The organism is Azospirillum sp. UFLA03-27 (genome assembly GCF_059803775.1).
Map to the genome: position 1 here is coordinate 14,878 of NZ_JAUQTX010000050.1, position 17,585 is coordinate 32,462.

The 17,585-nt window shown below is 67.4% G+C and carries 18 protein-coding genes; 6 read left to right on the forward strand and 12 right to left on the reverse strand.

Annotated features, from left to right (window positions below; genetic code table 11):
* The first annotated feature begins 276 nt into the window (after positions 1–276).
* Both Q4I23_RS10410 and Q4I23_RS10415 read left to right on the forward strand, forming a co-directional pair.
* Positions 277–1,317: an OmpA family protein gene (locus Q4I23_RS10410; protein WP_498526182.1), complete on the forward strand. Its 1,041-nt coding sequence runs from the start codon at positions 277–279 to the stop codon at positions 1,315–1,317.
* Between the two features lie 274 nt (positions 1,318–1,591).
* On the forward strand, positions 1,592–2,236 hold the full coding sequence (locus tag Q4I23_RS10415) for a response regulator transcription factor (RefSeq protein ID WP_237903639.1): 645 nt from the start codon (positions 1,592–1,594) through the stop codon (positions 2,234–2,236).
* On the opposite strand, the gene Q4I23_RS10420 is transcribed toward Q4I23_RS10415, so the two are convergent.
* Entirely contained in the window at positions 2,213–3,676 is a 1,464-nt protein-coding gene (locus Q4I23_RS10420; RefSeq protein WP_454018320.1) for an ATP-binding protein, read from the reverse strand. The two genes, Q4I23_RS10415 and Q4I23_RS10420, sit on opposite strands and share 24 nt — an antisense overlap.
* Before the next feature lie 151 nt (positions 3,677–3,827).
* Between Q4I23_RS10420 and Q4I23_RS10425 the strand changes: the two genes are divergently transcribed.
* Both Q4I23_RS10425 and Q4I23_RS10430 read left to right on the forward strand, forming a co-directional pair.
* The gene (locus tag Q4I23_RS10425; protein ID WP_498526183.1) at positions 3,828–4,127 is read left to right on the forward strand and encodes a 4Fe-4S dicluster domain-containing protein; all 300 of its coding nucleotides are present in this window, start codon (positions 3,828–3,830) and stop codon (positions 4,125–4,127) included.
* A gap of 85 nt (positions 4,128–4,212) precedes the next feature.
* On the forward strand, positions 4,213–4,653 hold the full coding sequence (locus Q4I23_RS10430) for a DUF4383 domain-containing protein (RefSeq protein ID WP_237903636.1): 441 nt from the start codon (positions 4,213–4,215) through the stop codon (positions 4,651–4,653).
* Between the two features lie 19 nt (positions 4,654–4,672).
* On the opposite strand, the gene Q4I23_RS10435 is transcribed toward Q4I23_RS10430, so the two are convergent.
* The 5 genes from Q4I23_RS10435 to radA form a co-directional block, all read right to left on the reverse strand.
* On the reverse strand, positions 4,673–5,362 hold the full coding sequence (locus tag Q4I23_RS10435; protein ID WP_454018323.1) for an RluA family pseudouridine synthase: 690 nt from the start codon (positions 5,360–5,362) through the stop codon (positions 4,673–4,675).
* A gap of 42 nt (positions 5,363–5,404) precedes the next feature.
* Positions 5,405–6,115, reverse strand: a complete 711-nt coding sequence (locus tag Q4I23_RS10440) for an SDR family NAD(P)-dependent oxidoreductase (RefSeq protein WP_498526184.1) — start codon at positions 6,113–6,115, stop codon at positions 5,405–5,407.
* Positions 6,116–6,205: 90 nt separating this feature from the next.
* Positions 6,206–7,654, reverse strand: coding sequence for an amidophosphoribosyltransferase (gene purF / locus Q4I23_RS10445; RefSeq protein ID WP_449225803.1), 1,449 nt, complete (start codon positions 7,652–7,654; stop codon positions 6,206–6,208).
* A gap of 100 nt (positions 7,655–7,754) precedes the next feature.
* The gene (locus Q4I23_RS10450; protein WP_454018325.1) at positions 7,755–8,441 is read right to left on the reverse strand and encodes a CvpA family protein; all 687 of its coding nucleotides are present in this window, start codon (positions 8,439–8,441) and stop codon (positions 7,755–7,757) included.
* A 56-nt stretch (positions 8,442–8,497) separates the two neighbouring features.
* Positions 8,498–9,898: a DNA repair protein RadA gene (gene radA, locus Q4I23_RS10455; RefSeq protein WP_041811042.1), complete on the reverse strand. Its 1,401-nt coding sequence runs from the start codon at positions 9,896–9,898 to the stop codon at positions 8,498–8,500.
* Positions 9,899–10,056: 158 nt separating this feature from the next.
* Between radA and map the strand changes: the two genes are divergently transcribed.
* Positions 10,057–10,884 (forward strand): type I methionyl aminopeptidase, encoded by an 828-nt coding sequence (gene map, locus Q4I23_RS10460; RefSeq protein ID WP_454018327.1) that lies wholly within the window; start codon positions 10,057–10,059, stop codon positions 10,882–10,884.
* The gene (locus Q4I23_RS10465; RefSeq protein ID WP_498526185.1) at positions 10,881–11,471 is read left to right on the forward strand and encodes an NUDIX hydrolase; all 591 of its coding nucleotides are present in this window, start codon (positions 10,881–10,883) and stop codon (positions 11,469–11,471) included. Before map ends, Q4I23_RS10465 begins: the two co-directional genes overlap by 4 nt.
* Before the next feature lie 3 nt (positions 11,472–11,474).
* Here Q4I23_RS10465 and Q4I23_RS10470 read toward each other — a convergent pair whose 3' ends face one another.
* The 6 genes from Q4I23_RS10470 to Q4I23_RS10495 all read right to left on the reverse strand — a co-directional run bounded on the left by Q4I23_RS10470 (position 11,475) and on the right by Q4I23_RS10495 (position 17,455).
* On the reverse strand, positions 11,475–11,693 hold the full coding sequence (locus tag Q4I23_RS10470; RefSeq protein WP_035673594.1) for a hypothetical protein: 219 nt from the start codon (positions 11,691–11,693) through the stop codon (positions 11,475–11,477).
* 103 nt (positions 11,694–11,796) lie between these two features.
* Positions 11,797–12,588: an ABC transporter ATP-binding protein gene (locus Q4I23_RS10475; RefSeq protein ID WP_498526186.1), complete on the reverse strand. Its 792-nt coding sequence runs from the start codon at positions 12,586–12,588 to the stop codon at positions 11,797–11,799.
* A gap of 8 nt (positions 12,589–12,596) precedes the next feature.
* Positions 12,597–13,373 (reverse strand): MlaE family ABC transporter permease, encoded by a 777-nt coding sequence (locus Q4I23_RS10480; RefSeq protein WP_014240372.1) that lies wholly within the window; start codon positions 13,371–13,373, stop codon positions 12,597–12,599.
* The gene (gene alr, locus Q4I23_RS10485) at positions 13,373–14,509 is read right to left on the reverse strand and encodes an alanine racemase (RefSeq protein ID WP_454018330.1); all 1,137 of its coding nucleotides are present in this window, start codon (positions 14,507–14,509) and stop codon (positions 13,373–13,375) included. Before alr ends, Q4I23_RS10480 begins: the two co-directional genes overlap by 1 nt.
* Entirely contained in the window at positions 14,487–16,019 is a 1,533-nt protein-coding gene (locus tag Q4I23_RS10490) for a replicative DNA helicase (RefSeq protein ID WP_035673601.1), read from the reverse strand. The genes alr and Q4I23_RS10490 overlap by 23 nt, the downstream gene beginning before the upstream one ends.
* 182 nt (positions 16,020–16,201) lie before the next feature.
* Positions 16,202–17,455 (reverse strand): class I SAM-dependent methyltransferase, encoded by a 1,254-nt coding sequence (locus Q4I23_RS10495; protein ID WP_498526187.1) that lies wholly within the window; start codon positions 17,453–17,455, stop codon positions 16,202–16,204.
* Positions 17,456–17,585: the final 130 nt, after the last annotated feature.

Genomic DNA, 17,585 nt, shown 5'->3' on the forward strand with positions numbered 1-17,585 from the left:
GTTAGGAAGAATTCAGCGTGCGATTGCTTTGTTCTCGAAGGAATATGAAGAGTGCGACGAACGTTCGGGTAATGCAGAAATGCAACATCTCTGTGCATCTTGTCGCAGAGGACTTGTGACGGTGGGTGGTAGCTGATATCTCGAAGTCATGACGTTTCAACCGCCGACGGAATGCGGCGGGCTCGCCCGATCGAAGGCTGGAGTCACCAGACACCCGCCCTTCGAACGGTTCGCTTCGACAGCCCCGGCAACGCCGTGCACAAAGGAAAGAAGAAAATGACTCTGCGTGGGATTCTGTTCGGAACGGCGCTCGCGGCGATGCTGCCGACCGCCGCCATGGCCGCGACCGAGGGCTTTTACGTCGGCGCCGGCGCCGGCGTGAACTGGACGCGCGATGCCGATCTGCGCTTCGAGAACACCCCGACGGACGCCAGCACCAGCTTCAAGCTGGGCGGCATCGGCGACATCTCCGCCGGCTACGCGACCGCCGCCGGCCCGCGCGCCGAGCTGGAGTTCGCCTGGCGCTGGCGCAACGCGATCGACAGCACCGACAGCTCCAACGCGGCGGTGAACGGTCTGGGTGGCAAGGCCAGCTCGCTCGCCTTCATGGGCAACGTCCTGTACGACATCAACACCGGAACCGCCTTCACGCCCTACATCGGCGTCGGCGCCGGTATCGCCCAGGTCCGTCTGGATCTCGGCGGTTTCGATGACCGCGACTGGGTGTTCGCCTACCAGGGCATCGCCGGCGTGTCCTACGCCCTGAGCCAGAACCTGGCCCTGACGCTGGATTACCGTTACTTCGCGACGCTCGATCCGAAGTTCGATCTGGGCGGCCCGGCCGGCCTCGCCAGCTCCACTGTGAAGGGCGAGTACCAGAACCACACCATCATGGCCGGCCTGCGCTACACCTTCGGCGCTCCGGCGGCGGCCCCCGCGGCGGCCCCCATCGCTCCGGCGGCTCCGGTGCAGGCGCAGCCGCAGTCGGAGTATCTGGTGTTCTTCGACTGGGACAAGGCCAACATCACCGCGGCGTCCGACAAGATCATCGGCGATGCCGCCGCCTCGGCCGGCCAGGTGCGGGCAGTCAGCATCCATGTGGTCGGCCACACCGACACCTCGGGCTCGCCGGCCTACAACCAGCGGCTCTCGCTGCGCCGCGCCGACGCGGTGAAGAACGCGCTGGTCGGCAAGGGCGTCGCCGCCAACCAGATCACCGTCGAGGGCAAGGGCGAAACCCAGCTCCTGGTGAACACCGGTGCGAACGTCCGCGAACCGTCGAACCGCCGCGCGCAGATCCTCATCCGCGTGCAGTGATCCGGTAGGCCGCCGGTCCCGTACGGGACCGGTCGGCACGGTCAGGACCGGGAGAAGGGCGCCGCCTCCGCGGCGCCTTTTTCGCATCTGCGGCAGAAGCACGCGCGGCATTGCGGAATCATGCATCAATTGTGGCGTGAAACCTCCTGTCGGCGTATGAGGTTCATACCGGAAGCCGCACTTTGGTTTGAGACGACCGAGTCCGGTCCGGTCCCAGCGGACCCTGTCCCATTGGGTCGTCTCCACCAGCCGCCTCCGCCGAAGCAGGGTTGTCATGCAGGTATTGATCGCCGACGATCACTCCATCGTTCGCAGTGGCCTGACCCATCTGGTCGGTGAGTTGGACGAACAGGCCAACGTGGCGGCGGCGACCAGCTTCGGCCAACTGACGCAACTGCTGGACCAAGGACCTTACGACCTCGTCATCATGGACCTGCGCATGCCGGGCCTCGGTGGGCTGGACGATGTGGAGGCGGTGGTGAAGCGCGTGGCGCCGGTGCCGGTCGTCGTCTTCTCGATGATCGACTCGCCGGACGAGATGCGCGCCGTGCTGTCGCGCGGGGTGCGGGCCTTCATCCCGAAGTCCACCGACGACGTTCTGGTCGTGAACATCCTGCGGCTGGTCATGGCCGGCGGGTCCTACGTTCCGCCGGTGCTCGGCATGCCGGGGATCGCCCAGACGCCGGCTGCGGCGAAGCCGCATGAGCCGAGCGTCTTCGACGGCATGACCCGCCGCCAGCTGGAGGTTCTCGATCTGCTGGCCCAGGGGCTGTCGAACCAGGAGATCGGGGAGCGGCTGGGCCTGAACCTGTCCACCGTCAAGACCCACGTCACCGGCGTGCTGAAGGCGCTCGGTGTGGGCAGCCGGACCCAGGCTGTGCTGCTGGTCAAGGAATCAGGCCGCGACCGTCTCGTGTAGGCTGCGGACCAGGGGTACCCCCACGGCGAACACCGTTCCGCGCCCTTCGACGGAGCGAAGCTCCAGCGGGTGGCCGAGCAGCCGGGCCAGCCGGTCGACGATGGCCAAGCCCAACCCGATCCCCTCACTGCGGTCGCGGTCGGGCCGGTCGAGCTGGACGAATTCCTCGAAAATGCGCCGGCGGTCGGCCTCGGCGATGCCTCGGCCCGTGTCGTAGACCTCGATCCACGCCGTGCCGCCGCGGTGCCGGCACCCCATCAGCACGCCGCCCCGCTCGGTGTAGCGCACCGCGTTGGTGAGCAGGTTGCGCAGGATGCGTTCCAGAAGGAACGGGTCGGTCCGCACGGAGAGGTCCGTCGGCACGACGCGCAACCGCAGCCCCTTGTCCTCGGCGATCCCGGTGAACTCCGCCTCCAACTGGTCAAACAGGACGGACAGCTCGATGTCGGCGGGCTTCGGCTCGACCACGCCGGATTCCAGCTTCGAGATGTCCAGGATGGCATTCAACAGGTCGTGCATGGACCGTTGGGCCAGCCGCAGATCCTTCACCAGCGCCAGTGCGCGGGGCTTGTCGAGCTGCCGCTCCAGCATGCCGGTGAACATGTTGATCGCCTGAAGGGGCTGCTTCAGGTCGTGCCCGGCGTGGGCGAGGAAACGCGACTTCGCCAGATGGGCCTGCTCCGCCGCGACCTTCGCGGTGTGCAGTTCGGCGGTGCGGGCGCGCACCTGCGCCTCCAGCGTGACGTTGGTCTGCTCCAGCGCCTGGGTCATGCGGGTGATGTCCGCGAACTGGCGTTCCACCTGTCGCACCATCGGGCGGAAGATCACCAGAACCTCGGCGCATAGGGTCAGCAGCGTCAGAATCAGGGCGGCGAAGCCCAGATTGTGCAGGGTGGTGAAGCCACGCTCGCCCGCCTCCTGGTAGCGCGCCACCATGTCCTCCAACCCCGCCAACAGCGGGCCGAGCGCTTGGTGAGTGACGAGGTCGGCCTCGGGCATGTCGGGGGGCAGGCCGGCGGGACCGGCGGCGATCACGGCGCGGAGCGCGGCGATGTGGCGGAGAACCAGATCGTTCAGCGGCTCCGGTCCGTCGAAATAGAGGCGGCGCACATCCTTGCCCATGGCCGGCCCCTCATCGGTGCCGGTCAGGCGGCGGTGTGCGCTCTCGAACATGTCGGTCGCCTCGGCCAGGCGGCCGGTCAAAGCGCTCCGCTCGGCATCGGTCGGGGCGTTGCGGAGTTGCTCCACCAGCAGTGCGGTGCGCTGGGACAGCATGCGCTGGCGGCCCGAGATGTTCACCACCTCCAGCATGTCGGCGTGCTGGTCGATGACCCGCTCGGTCATGACGAAGCCGGCCAGCGTGCACAGCGCGATCACTCCGAGCGCCAGCCCGTAGCGTAGCGTCATCCAGCGCGCCGTGGTGTTGCCGATGGGGACCATGCCGTCCGTCCTTCCGGTGCGGTGCGGACCTTGACGATGGTCAAGGTCGGGTGGTGAACGAAAGGTCAGTGTACCGCCATCACCGATGCCCGGCATTCGCGAATGCGGCAATGACCGTGCAATGGAATAGGATTGGGGGAGGGCGACCGTCATGGCGATCAGTCGCGCGGATCTGTTCCGGGGGCGTTTCCGCTCCGAACCGGGGCCGTCCCAGCCGCCAGCAGCGCCTTCCCAGGCATTGGAAGCGCGCATCGGCGCGGGCTGCCTGTCCTACAGCGGAACCGACTGCCGAATGTGCGGCGACCATTGCGACCACGGTGCAATCCGCTTCCGGCCGCTGGGCCGCGGCCGCTGGCTGCCGATCATCGAGGAGGGGGGCTGCACCGGTTGCGGCGACTGTGCGGGCGTGTGCCCGGTCAAGGCCGTGACCATGGAGGCGGTGGCCGCCTGAGATTGCGGCCGGATCAAGGGAACGCTGCTTCTAAACCCTCTGTTGGTAAGGCGGATTCATCCCCTGTCTGCCAACGGAGAGACACATGTGGTGGCGTAACGTAACGCTGGTCTATGCCGCGGCCTTTACGGCCATCGGCATACTGGGCTTCATTCCGACCTTCCTGTCCCCACCCCCGGAAGGCATGACCCTCGCCGTCGAATCCTTCCATGGCTATCTGCTCGGGCTGTTCCCGGTGAACCTGCTGCACAACATCGTGCATCTCCTGTTCGGCCTGTGGGGTTTCTTCGCCTACTTCTCCAGCCGTCTGGCTTCGCGCAGCTATCTGCGCAGCGTGGCCGTGGCCTATGCCGTCCTGACCGTCCTCGGCTTCATTCCGGGTCTGAACACGCTGTTCGGGCTGGTGCCGCTGCACGGCAACGACATCTGGCTGCACGCCGTCCTCGCAATCGTGGCCGGCTATGTCGGCTTCATGGTGCACGAGACGGAGGCCGGCACGGAGAAGCGCGCCGAGTGGCGGGCGTAACGGCCCGGCGGCCCGGCTGTCAGGCCGGGTCGTCTCCTTGAAAGCCGCAGGCGGCGAGCGCCGCGCGCATGTGAGGCGGAACCGGCGCCACCGCGCCGACCGCTTCGCGGGAGGGGTACAGGGGGAGCGAAATGGCCCGCGATTGCAAATGCAGCGGATGCCCCTCCGGACCGCCATATTGCGGATCGCCCAGCAGCGGGCAGCCCAGCGCCGTGGCGCAATGCACGCGAATTTGGTGCGTGCGCCCGGTGTGCGGCTTCAACTCCAGCCATGTGGTGCCGTCGCCGCGACCGAGGACCCGGTAATCGGTAATGGCGCTTTGCCCGTCGTCGGCCACGACGATGCGCCAGCCGCCGCTCTTGTTGGTCACCTTCTTCAGCGGCAGTTCGATCCGCCCCTGCTCCTCCGGCGGGGTGCCGGCAACGACCGCCCAATAGGTCTTGTCGACCTTGCCGTCCTGAAACAGCTTGCCCAGCTTGCGCAGGGCCTTCGGGTGCCGCCCCAGGATCAGGCAGCCGGAGGTGTCGCGGTCCAGCCGGTGGGCGAGCCCCGGCGGCTTCGGAAAGCCGAAGCGCAGGGCGTCGAAGTGGCGTTCCAGGTTTGGACCGCCGCCTGGCCCGGCGTGGACGGGCAGGCCGGCGGGCTTGTCGATGATGAGCATGAGCCCATCGCGGTAGAGCACGCGGGCCTGGATTTGTTCGGGTGTCATGCCGGCGTCAGCCTCAGGCGCGTGAAAGGAGAAATGCGCAAGTCACCCCTGTGCCGACACCACCTCGCCGTGGCGGGTGCAGGATGCCTCCGCCAGCGCCACGAAGGGCTCGGTCACGTCGTCCGGCTGGGCCAGCTTGGTCTGGTCCTCGCCGGGGAAGGCCTGCATGCGCAGCTTGGTCGCCACGATGCCGGGATCGACCAGATTGACGCGCAGGTTTGACGAGGCGATTTCCATCGCGTAGGTCTTCACCATCACCTCCAGCGCCGCCTTGCTGGCCCCGTACGGGCTCCAGTAGGGGTAGGGCGCGTTCGCGGCGCCCGAGGTCACGAAGATGGCGCGCCCCGCGTCGGACGCGCGCAGCAGGCGGTCGAAGGAACGGATCAGGCGGAAGTTGGCCGTGACGTTCACGTCCATCACGCGCTGCCACAGCTTCGGATCGTAATGGGCGACTGGCCCCAGCGCTTCCAGGACGCCGGCGTTGCTGACCAGGATGTCGAGCTTCCCGAACCGCTCGAAGATCGAGTAGCCAAGCTGGTCGATCTTGTCGAACTGCCGCAGGTCCAGCGGGACCAGCGTGGCGTTCCGGCCGGTGGCCTGGAAGATTGCGTCGTCGGTCTCCTCCAGACCGCCGACGGTGCGGGCGGCGAGGATGACGTGGGCGCCTTCGGCGGCGAAGCGCTTGGCGACGGCGGCGCCGATGCCGCGCGAGGCACCGGTGATGAGGGCGGTGCGGCCGGAAAGACGGGACATGGCGGCGACTCGACGATGTTCGGTAGCGGGATTGGCAAACGGGCCGGTCCGCTGGGTTGCGGCCGGCCCGTCGCGGCGGCGGTCAGGCGGTCAGGCGCGGATGCGGACGTTCGCCTCGACCGGCGGGTGGTCCAGCGCATCGGTCAGCGCGATCGGATAGTCGCCGGTGAAACAGGCGTCGCAGAAGGTCAGATTCTGCGGGTCGCGGCGCTCCGCACCCATGGCGCGGTAGAGACCGTCCAGGGAGATGAAGGCGAGGCTGTCGGCCTGGATGAAGTCGCGCATCTCCTCCACCGACATGCGGTGGGCGAGCAGCTTGCTCTGTTCCGGCGTATCGATGCCGTAGAAGCAGGGGTGCGAGGTCGGCGGGCTGGAAATGCGCATGTGCACCTCTTTCGCCCCGGCGGCGCGCACCATCTCGACGATCTTCTTGGAGGTCGTGCCGCGCACGATGCTGTCGTCCACCAGCACCACCCGCTTGCCCTCAATCATGGCGCGGTTGGCGTTGTGCTTCAGCTTCACGCCCAGATGGCGGATCTGGTCGGTCGGCTCGATGAAGGTGCGGCCGACATAATGGTTGCGGATGATGCCCAGTTCGAAGGGCACGCCGCTCTGCGTGGCATAGCCGAGGGCCGCAGGCACGCCGCTGTCGGGAACCGGCACCACCACGTCGGCCTCGATCCCCGATTCGCGGGCCAGCTCGGCGCCGATCCGCTGGCGGGCGTTGTAGACGGAGGATCCCTCCATCACGCTGTCGGGACGCGCGAAGTAGATGTATTCGAAGATGCAGAAGCGGCGGCCCTGCGGCTGGAAGGGGCGCAGGCTCTGCACGCCCTGCTCGTTCAGAACGACCATCTCGCCCGGCTCAACGTCGCGCACATAGTCGGCGCCGACGATGTCCAGGGCGCAGGTCTCGCTGGTCACGATGTAGGTATCGCCAAGCTTTCCCAGGACCAGAGGGCGGACGCCCAGCGGGTCACGCACGCCGATCACCTCGTTCGGGGTCAGCGCCACCAGGGAGAAGGCGCCTTCGACCTGCCGCACCGCCTCGATCAGACGGTCGACCGGCGAGCCGCCGCGGGCGATGGCCATCAGATGGACGATGGTCTCGGTGTCGGTGGTGGACTGGAACAGGCAGCCGCGGCGGACGAGCTGGCGGCGCAGCGTGTGCGCGTTGGTCAGGTTGCCGTTGTGGGCCAGCGCGAAGCCGCCGAACTCGAAGTCGGCGTAGAGCGGCTGGACGTTGCGGATCGTCGTATCGCCCGTGGTGGCGTAGCGGACGTGGCCAATGGCCTGCGGGCCCTTCAGCTTGCCGATGATGGCTTCCGACGAGAAATGATCGCCGACGAGGCCCAGCGTGTGTTCCAGATGGAAGCGGTCGCCGTCGTGGCTGACGATACCGCAGGCTTCCTGGCCGCGATGCTGCAGCGCATGCAGGCCGAGCGCGGTGATGGCCCCCGCCTGCGGATGGCTGTGGATGCCGAACACGCCGCACTCCTCGCGCAGCTTGTCGTCGTCGAACGGATGCGTCGTCAGCATCGGAAGATCCTCGTCATACACAGCATCACCAAAGGGCATTGCCCCGGCGGCCTCTTTGCCAGCGGGGCGTTACTCACAGGCACTCTGCACCATGCGGCGTTCAGCGTGCGTTCTGGATCAGTCGCTCAAGGTCGCCGCGGTCCCGGTCCTTATAGCCGGTATCGGATTGCGACGCACCACCGGTCTTCGGCGCTCCGGGCACCGGCGTGGACAGGCGGTCCAGCGCTTCCTTGGCCTCCACCGCCTGCCGCGCGCGCTCCCGCGCCATGTCCATCTGGCCCAGCCCGTCCTTGCGCAGCGACTCCGGCATCACCTCGTAGATCATGGCGGCGCCCGACAGCAGCATCGGCCGGGTCTTGGCGCTCTGCAGCCAAGCCGGATGCTCCGCCGGGTTCGGCACCAGCCAGGCGAAGAAGAGATAGGCGACGGAGGCGAGGATTGCACCCTTCAGCAGGCCGAAGACGAAGCCCAGCGAGCGGTCGAGCGCCGAAAGGCCGGAATTCTGTACCCCGCGCGACACGACGCGGCCCAGGATTGTCAAAACCACAAGGCTGACGACGAACAGCGCCACCGCCGACGCGGCGTAGGCGGCCATCTCGACGTGGATGTAGGTCTGCGCGATGGGCAGAACGTGGGGCAGGGCGTTCAGCGTGATCAGCGCCGCGCCCACCCAGGCCGCGACCGACAGCACCTCGGCCACCATGCCGCGGGTGAAGGCCAGCAGGGCCGACAGCAGAAGCACCACGATGACGGCCAGATCCGCCGGGTTGATCGGGAAGGTGTCCATAACGCCGCTACGCCTCGTGCGCTTTCGCTTCAGATGCTCGTCTCAAATCAGACGCTCTAATCCCGGCCGCGCGGCGGACGGGGTCCCGATCCGGCCTGGAACAGCGGCAGCAGTTCGCTGAGCTGCTGCAGTTCGACCGATTTCAGGCCGGTATCGCCGCGCCCCGGCTTCTTGCCGTTCCGTCTAGCCGGAAAGATCGCCGTTGAAAACCCCAGCTTCGCGGCTTCCTTCAGCCGGGCGTCGCTCTGGCCCACGGCGCGCACCTCGCCCGACAGGCCGATCTCGCCGAAGACCACGGCGTCGGCGGGCACCGGCTCCCCGGTCAGGGAGGAGACGAGCGCCGCGGCGACCGCGAGGTCCGCCGCCGGTTCGGTGATGCGCAGCCCGCCGGCCACGTTGAGATAGACGTCGTTGGCGCCGATCTGCACACCGCAGCGCGCCTCCAGCACCGCCAGGACCATGGCGAGCCGCGCCGAGTCCCAGCCGACCACCGCGCGCCGCGGCGTGCCGAGCGGGGAGGGGGCGACCAGCGCCTGGACCTCCACCAGCACCGGGCGGGTGCCCTCCATGCCGGCGAAGACCGCGGCGCCCGACACGTCGCCGCGCCGTTCCGCCAGGAACAGGGCGGAGGGGTTGGCGACCTCGCCCAGCCCGCCGTCGGTCATCTCGAACACGCCGATCTCGTCCGTCGCGCCGAAGCGGTTCTTCACCGCGCGCAGGATGCGGAACTGGTGGCCGCGCTCGCCTTCGAAATAGAGCACCGTGTCCACCATGTGCTCCAGCACGCGGGGACCGGCGATGGTGCCTTCCTTGGTGACGTGGCCGACCAGCAGCAGGACGCAGCCGCGCCGCTTGGCCACGCGGATCAGCTCCTGCGCGCTCGCCCGGACCTGGGCGACGGTGCCGGGGGCGCTGTCCAGATTGTCCACATACATGGTCTGGATCGAATCGATGACGACCACCTCCGGCCCGTCCGTTCCGTCGAGCGAGGCGACGATGTCGCGCACGCTGGTCGCCGAGGCGAGTTGGACCGGTGCGGCGGCGCAGCCCAGCCGGACGGCGCGCAGGCGGACCTGATCCACCGCTTCCTCGCCGGAGACGTAAGCGCAGCGGTGTTCCTGCGACAGCCGGGCCATCGCCTGGAGAAGTAGGGTCGACTTGCCGATGCCGGGATCGCCGCCGATCAGGATCGCCGATCCGGGGACGAGGCCGCCGCCGCAGACGCGGTCGAATTCCTCGATGCGGGTCATGCGGCGCGGCGGCGCCTCGCTGGACCCGGCCAGTCCCACAAAGTCCAGCCGGCGTCCGCGCGCCACGCCCAATCCCTTGGGGGCGGCTTCCGGTGCGGCTTCCTCGACGAGGGTGTTCCATTCGCCGCAGGCGTCGCAGCGACCCGCCCATTTCGGGAAGGACGCGCCGCAAGCCTGACAGACGTAGCGGGTGGTTGGCTTTGCCAAAGGTCTAGCGATTGGTTGGAGCGGCAGCGCCCCACATATAGCAAGCTGACGTTCTAAATCCTATGGCAGAGGTGATAAAAAGCTGGGGCTTTTCTCGGCCGTTCCGGTGGTAGGTTCTGTCCCGGAATCACGATGAACAACGGATGTGAGGTGACACGGTGGCGGACAAGGACGCGCGGAAGATCCCGCTGCACGGGCCGGAGGAGTTCGAGGGGATTCGCAAGGCCGGGCGGCTGGCCGCGGCGACGCTCGACCACATCACGACCCAGGTGGTGCCGGGGGTCAGCACGGGCCATCTGAACCGTCTGATCGAGACCTTCATGCGGGACAATGGCGCGATCCCCGCGACCCTCGGCTATCACGGCTATCCGGCGGCGAGCTGCATCTCGCCGAACCATGTGGTGAATCACGGCATTCCGTCCGACGACAAGACGTTGGTCGACGGCGACATCGTGAACATCGACGTGACGGTGATCCTGGACGGCTGGTACGGCGACACCAGCCGCATGTTCTTCGTCGGCGACAAGATCGGGGTGAAGGCGCGCAAACTGGTGGACATCACCTACAAGGCGATGATGGCCGGCATCGCGCAGGCCAAGCCGGGCAATCATCTGGGCGACATCGGCCACGCCATCCAGACCCTGGCCGAATCCCACCGCTACGGCGTGGTGCGCGACTTCGGCGGGCACGGCATCGGCCGGGTGTTCCACGACGCGCCCCATGTCGACCATTTCGGCAAGCGCGGCACCGGGGTTCTGCTGGTTCCGGGCATGGTCTTCACCATCGAGCCGATGCTCAACGCCGGCAAGCCGGACGTGAAGATCCTGTCGGACGGCTGGACCACCGTCACCCGCGACCGCTCGCTGTCCGCCCAGTTCGAGCATCAGGTCGGCATCACCGAGACGGGCTGCGAGATCTTCACCCTGTCGCCTGCGGGCTTCACCCAGCCGCCCTACGGGACCGTTGCCGGGGCCGTCGCCGCATGAGCGGGGACTTGAAGCCGTGGACGGTCCTGGAACGCCGGACCCTGCTCGATGCCGGGCCTTTCCTCAAGGTGCACGCCGAGACCATCGAGACGCCGGAGGGCCGGCGGGTTGAGAATTTCTATCAGGTCGAGCAGACCGATTTCGTTCTGATGTTCGTGGAGGACGAGGACGGACGGGTCCTGATGCTGCGCACCTACAAGCACGGTCCGCGCCGCGTCAGCCAGACCTTCCCCGCCGGGGCGCTGAACCACGGTGAGGAGCCGCTGGCGGCGGCGAAGCGCGAGTTGCTGGAAGAAACCGGCTATGCCGCGGAGGACTGGATCGCGCTCGGCTCCTACGTGGTGCAGGGCAACCAGCGCGGCTGCGTCTGCCATATGTTCCACGCCCGCAACGCCCGGAAAGTGGCCGAGGCGGACTCCGGGGACCTGGAGGAGATGCGGTTGGAGCTGCTGACCCGCGCGGAGCTGTTCGCCGCGGCGGCAGAGGGCGATTACGCCCTGCTGCCGGTCATCGCCATGCTGGGCGCCGTCCTGCTGCCGGAACTGCGCGACAACCTTGCGCGATCGGCGGCGCGTCCGACGCCGTAACGGTCACTTCCCGTCGGTCGGGCCGGCGAAGAAATGGGCGAGTGCGTCGGCCGCTTCAAGCGACAGCTGGTTGTCGTTCTTGAGGAGCTGCTCGTGGGCGTTCTTGATGGTCTGCACCGTCTCTTCGTTGGTCAGCAACCCCTTGGCCTGGAGCGTCTCCAGAATCTTGGCGCTCAGCATGAAGCTCGCGAAGGCCAGTCCGTTCGTGGTGATGTCCGCCATGCTCGTCTCTCCGATGGGACGCCGGCCTGTCGTGGCCGGCGTTCTTTCTGGCCGACCCTACCGGGCGGCAAGTTAATATTGCACGAACCGGCGCTGCGGCGCTTTACAGCGCCCGCACCTGCATCTTGATCGGCCCTTCACCCCGGCCATGGACGAACTGGTCCACATAGGGGTTGCCGGAATGGTCGATGTCGTTGGCATGGCCGGTCCAGATGATCCGGCCCTGGTAGATCATCGCCACACGGTCGGCGATCTTGCGGGCCGAGGCCATGTCATGGGTGATGGTCACGGCGGTGGCGCCCAGATCCTTCACGCACTTCACGATCAGCTCGTTGATCACGTCGGCCATGATCGGGTCGAGGCCGGTCGTCGGCTCGTCGAAGAAGATAATTTCCGGCTCGTCGGCGATGGCGCGGGCGAGGCCGACGCGCTTCTGCATGCCGCCCGACAATTCTGACGGGAACAGCTCGCCCACCTCCGGGCCGAGACCGACCGCGCCCATCTTGGCGATGGCAATGTCCTTGGCCTTGGCGCGCGGCATGTGCTCGCCCTGGATCAGGCCGAAGGCGACGTTCTCCCAGACCTTCAGGCTGTCGAACAGGGCGGCGCCCTGGAACAGCATGCCGAACTTGTGCAGCAGCTTCTCGCGCTCGCGCGGGCGCAGCCTGGTCGTCTCCTCGCCGTCGACGCGGATGGAGCCGCTGTCCGGCGACAGCAGGCCGAGGATGCATTTCAGCATCACCGACTTGCCGGTGCCGGACCCGCCGATGACGACCAGCGACTCGCCGCGCCCGACTTCCAGGTCGATGCCGTTGAGCACGACCTTCTGACCGAAGGCCTTGTGCACGTTCTTCAGCAAAATCTTCGGCGGATGAGCGGGGGGAACCTGGGACATGGAGTCGCTCACTTCGTCGAGAAGAAGATGCCGGTGATGAGGTAGTTCCACACCAGGATCAGAATGGATGCCGACACCACCGCGTTGGTCGTCGCCGCACCCACGCCCTGGGCACCGCCGCGGGAGTGATAGCCGTGGTAGCAGCCCATCAGCGACACCATGAAGCCGAACACCGCCGCCTTGACGAGGCCGGAGATCACGTCGACCGGTTCCAGGAACTCCCAGGTCCGGCCGATGTAGGAGGCCGGGTTGAAGTCCAGCCGGTAGACGCCGACCAGGAAGCCGCCGAACACACCGATGATGTCAGCCACCAGCACCAGCAGCGGCAGCATGGCCAGCCCGGCGATCAAGCGCGGCGCCACCAGGTACTTGAAGGGGTTGGTCGACAGGGTCGACAGCGCGTCGATCTGCTCGGTCACGCGCATGGTGCCGATCTCGGCGGCCATCGCGGCGCCGATGCGCCCGGCGACCATCAGGCCGCCCAGCACCGGCCCCAGTTCGCGCGTCACCGACAGGGCGACCACCGTGGCGATGGCGCCCTCCGCCTGGAAGCGGGAAAAACCGGAATAGCTCTGCAGCGCCAGCACCATGCCGGTGAACAGCGCGGTCAGCCCGACCACCGGCAGCGAGTAGTAGCCGATGTCGATCATCTGGCGCAGGATCTGCCGCGGGTAGAACGGCGGACGCACACAGTGCGACAGGGCGGCGCCGGTGAACATGGCGAGCTTTCCGGTGGCTTCCAGAAAGATCAGGAAGGCCCGTCCGGTGGCGGCAAGGAAACCCATCAAGCGACCTCAGGCGGCGGCGGGTCGCGGTAGACCCTGTGGTAACGCGCGCCCAGCGAGGTCAGGATTTCGTAGCCGATGGTTCCGCCTTCGCTCGCCACGGTGTCCACCGGGCGGTTCGGGCCGATCAGCTCCACCAGCCCGCCGGGCGTCACCGCCTCGTCGGGAAGGTGGCTGACATCCACCGTCACCAGATCCATCGAAACACGCCCAACCACCGGAGCGGCCACGCCGTTGACGAAGACATGGCCGCGCCCGCTGAGCGAGCGCAGATATCCGTCGGCATAACCCACTGCGATGGTTGCGATTTTTCCTCTCGCCGCAACGCGGTGCGTGGCACCGTAGCCAACGGTCATAGGGCTGTCAACGTTGCGCACCTGTAGCAGCCGGGCGTCGAGCCGGATCGTGCCCCGCATCGGGTTGGCCGCGGCGGGCGTCGGATTGACGCCGTAGAGCGCGCAGCCGGGCCGCACGAGGTCGAAATGGAAGGCCGTTCCGTGGAAGATCCCGGAGGAATTGGCGAAACTCGCCTCGGCCGCGGGTAGCCGCCCGACCGCCGAACGGAAACGCCCGAGCTGCTGGCTGTTCATCACCGAATCTTCGTCGGCGCAGGCGAGGTGGGTCATCCACACCCGGACGTCCACCCCCTCCAGCCGGGAGAGGTCGCCGACCAGCGTGTCCAACTCGTCTGGACCGAGCCCGAGTCGATTCATGCCGGTGTCGATGTGGACGACGGCGGGCAGGGCTGTTTCCCGCGCCCTGGCGTGGGCCTGCCACGCGGCGATGTCGCCCAGATGGTTCAGAACCGGCAGGATGCGGTGGGCCGTGAAGTCGGGTGCGGTGCCCGCGGGCAGGCCACCCAGCGACAGGACGCGGGCCTCTGCGGGCGCCACGGCGCGGACGGCCAGCGCCTCCTCGAACTGCGCGACCACGAAGGTCCGGCAGCCGGCGGCGGCGAGCGCCGGAACGACCCGCTCCACCCCCAGCCCATAGGCGTTCGCCTTGACCACGGCGGCGCACTCGGCGGGCGCCACCCGGTCGCGGAGCTGCGTCCAGTTGGCGACCACCGCACCGAGGTCGATGGTCAGAACGGCGCCGGCGCGTGCCAGCGGATCACTCAGTGGGGCCGAAGTCATGGGTCGTGTCGAGGTCGCCGAATCTGGTGAATTGGCCATCGAAGAACATGCGGACGCTGCCGATCGGGCCGTGGCGCTGCTTGGCGATGATCGCCTCCGCGGTGTTGTGCACCTCGGCGTAGCGCTTCTGCCAGTTGGCGTAGCGGTCGTTGTACTTGTCCTCCGTCTCCTCCGGCCGGCGGGCCGGCTCGGCGCGCTCAAGATAGTACTGTTCGCGGTAAACGAACATCACCACGTCGGCGTCCTGCTCGATGGAGCCCGATTCGCGCAGGTCGGCGAGCTGCGGCCGTTTGTCCTCACGCATTTCCACCGCGCGGCTGAGCTGGGACAGCGCCAGCACCGGCACCTCCAGCTCCTTGGCGATGGCCTTCAGGCCGCGGGTGATCTCCGAGATTTCCTGCACGCGGTTCTCGTTGCCCTTGGTCGAGCCGCCGCGCAGCAGCTGGAGATAGTCCACCACGACCATGCCCAGCCCGTGCGTGCGCTTCAGCCGGCGGCAGCGGGTGCGCACCGCGGCGATGGTCAGGGCTGGCGTGTCGTCCACGAAGAAGGGAACACGGCTGAGCTCCTGGCTGGCCGCCACGAACTTGGGGAAGTCGCTGTCCTTGATCTCGCCGCGGCGGATCTTGTCGCCCGAAACCTCGGCCTCGCCGGCAAGGATACGGGTGGCGAGCTGCTCCGCCGACATTTCCAGCGAGAAGAAGCCGACCGGCGCGCCTTCGCCGCCGTTGGTGCGCATGTGCGCCTTGGCGGCGTTGAAGGCGATGTTGGTGGCCAGCGCCGTCTTGCCCATGGAGGGGCGCCCGGCGAGGATGATGAGGTCCGACGGATGCAGGCCGCCCAGCTTGCGGTCCATGTCGCGCAGGCCGGTGGTCACGCCGGTGACGTGGCTGGACCGCCGGAAGGCCGTCTCCGCTGTAGCGATAGCCGCCTTCAGCGACTCCGAGAAGGCGACGAAGCCGCCGCGCACGTCGCCGGTCGAGGCAAGGTCGAAGAGCTGCTTCTCCGCCGTCTCGATCTGGTCCATGGCGTCGATGTCGAGGTCGTGCTGATACGCCTCGTTCACCATGTCCGTGCCGACCTCGATCAGCTGCCGGCGCAGGAAGAGGTCGTGGATCGTCTTGCCGTAATCGCCCGCGTTGACCACCGTCACGACGTTGGCGGCGAGCTGCGCCAGATAGCCGGCGCCACCATCCGGTGCCAATTCGACGTCGTTGTCGAAATAGGCCTTCAGCGTCACCGGATTGGCAATCTGGCCGCGCTCCACCATCTTGGCGATGGCCGAAAAGATTCGCTGGTGCGCCGGGTCGTAGAAATGCTCGGCGCGCAGGAACTCGCCGACCTTCTCATACGCCTTGTTGTTCACCAGGATGGCGCCGAGCAGCGCCTGTTCCGCCTCCTCGTTGTGCGGCGGCGTGCGGTATTCCGCCGTCGGCTTCACGGCAGCGGCGCGGGACAGCCCGCCGTCGAGGGGGCGCGGCTCGAAAAGCTGGGTGGTCTTGTCATCCATGGCAGCACTTTAGCAAAGGGCGGGGCGCAAAGCTGTGCGATCGGGTTAAGGATACCCACATTCCTGTGAGTAACTTTTGCCCACAGCCGGTGAAAGCTGGGGGTAATGGGAAATTTAAACGTTCTATCAAGAGCTTGGGCCAGAGCAAAACCTGTGGGCCGATGTGGCGCGGACACCTCTGGTCAAGCGTTGCTGGCACCGACGTTCCGGCCGGTGCGCAGGGGCCGGGGCACGGCGTCGGCCAAGGCCGTTTCGGCGCGCTGCATATAATCGCGGACGAGCGGAACGGCGCCCAGCGAGCGGGCGAGCTGCATCTGGAAAACCATGTGCCCCTGGTAGCGGAAGCTGATCTCGGCCCCCGCCAGATAGAACTCCCACATCCGGCAGAAGCGTTCGTCGTACATCGCGCGGGCGTCCTCCCGCCGGGCCGCGAACCGCTCCCGCCAGTGGCGCAGCGTCTCGGCGTAGTGAAGGCGCAAAATCTCGACGTCGGTGTTCCACAGCCCGGCCTTTTCCACCGCCGGGATCACCTCCGACAGGGCGGGCGAGTAGCCGCCGGGAAAGATGTGTTTGCGGAACCACGGGTTGGTTGAGCCCGGCCCATCCGACCGGCCGATGGCATGAAGCAACGCCACCCCGTCCTCGGCCAGCAGGTCGCGCAGCTTGGCGAAGAAGGCCGGATAATGGGGCACCCCGACATGCTCGAACATGCCGACCGAGACGATGCGGTCGAAACGTCCTTCCATTTGCCGGTAGTCGCGCGGCTCGAAGCGGACCTGACCGGCCAGCCCGGCATGGGCCGCCCGCTCCCGCGCCACGGCGAGCTGTTCGCGGGACAGGGTGATTCCGGTGACCTGGGCGCCGGTCATGCGGGCGAGGTAGAGCGCCATGCCGCCCCAGCCGCAGCCGATGTCCAGGACCCGCATGCCCGGCTGAAGCAGCAGCTTCGCCGCGATGTGCCGTTTCTTGGCCTCCTGCGCCTCTTCCAGCCCGGTGTCGGGTGTGGGGAAGTAGGCGCAGGAATATTGCAGGTCGCGGTCGAGGAACAGATCGAAGAAGGACCGCGACAGGTCATAATGATGGGCCACGTTGCGCCGCGACCGCCCTAGGGGATTGCTCTGCTGGATGAGCCGTAGCGCGGGGAAGAGGGTTTCCCGCAGATTGCCCAGAACGCCCTGGACATTGTCCGTCCCGGCGCTCAGGAGCGCCAGGAAATCATAGACGGAGCCGCCTTCGATTGTCAGGCGGCCGTCCATGTAGGCTTCCCCGAATCGCAACCGCGGGTTCACCACGAGGTCGCGGTGCAGCGCCTTGTCGTGCAGACGCAGCGTGAGGGACGGCGTGCCGACCCCCACCCGGTGCCTCCGCCCGTTGGCGCTGACGATGTCCAGAGCGCCGGCGGTCAGGGCCGGGCTGAGCAGGCGGGCTAGCAGCATCGCGCATCTCCGCATCCGTCGCACACGACTCGGTCCGGTACCTTCGCCGCGAGCGAATCACCGGAAACGAGAGTCGGAGTTCGGAGCGGGGGGAGGCAACTGTCTCTTATACACATCTGACGCTGCCGAC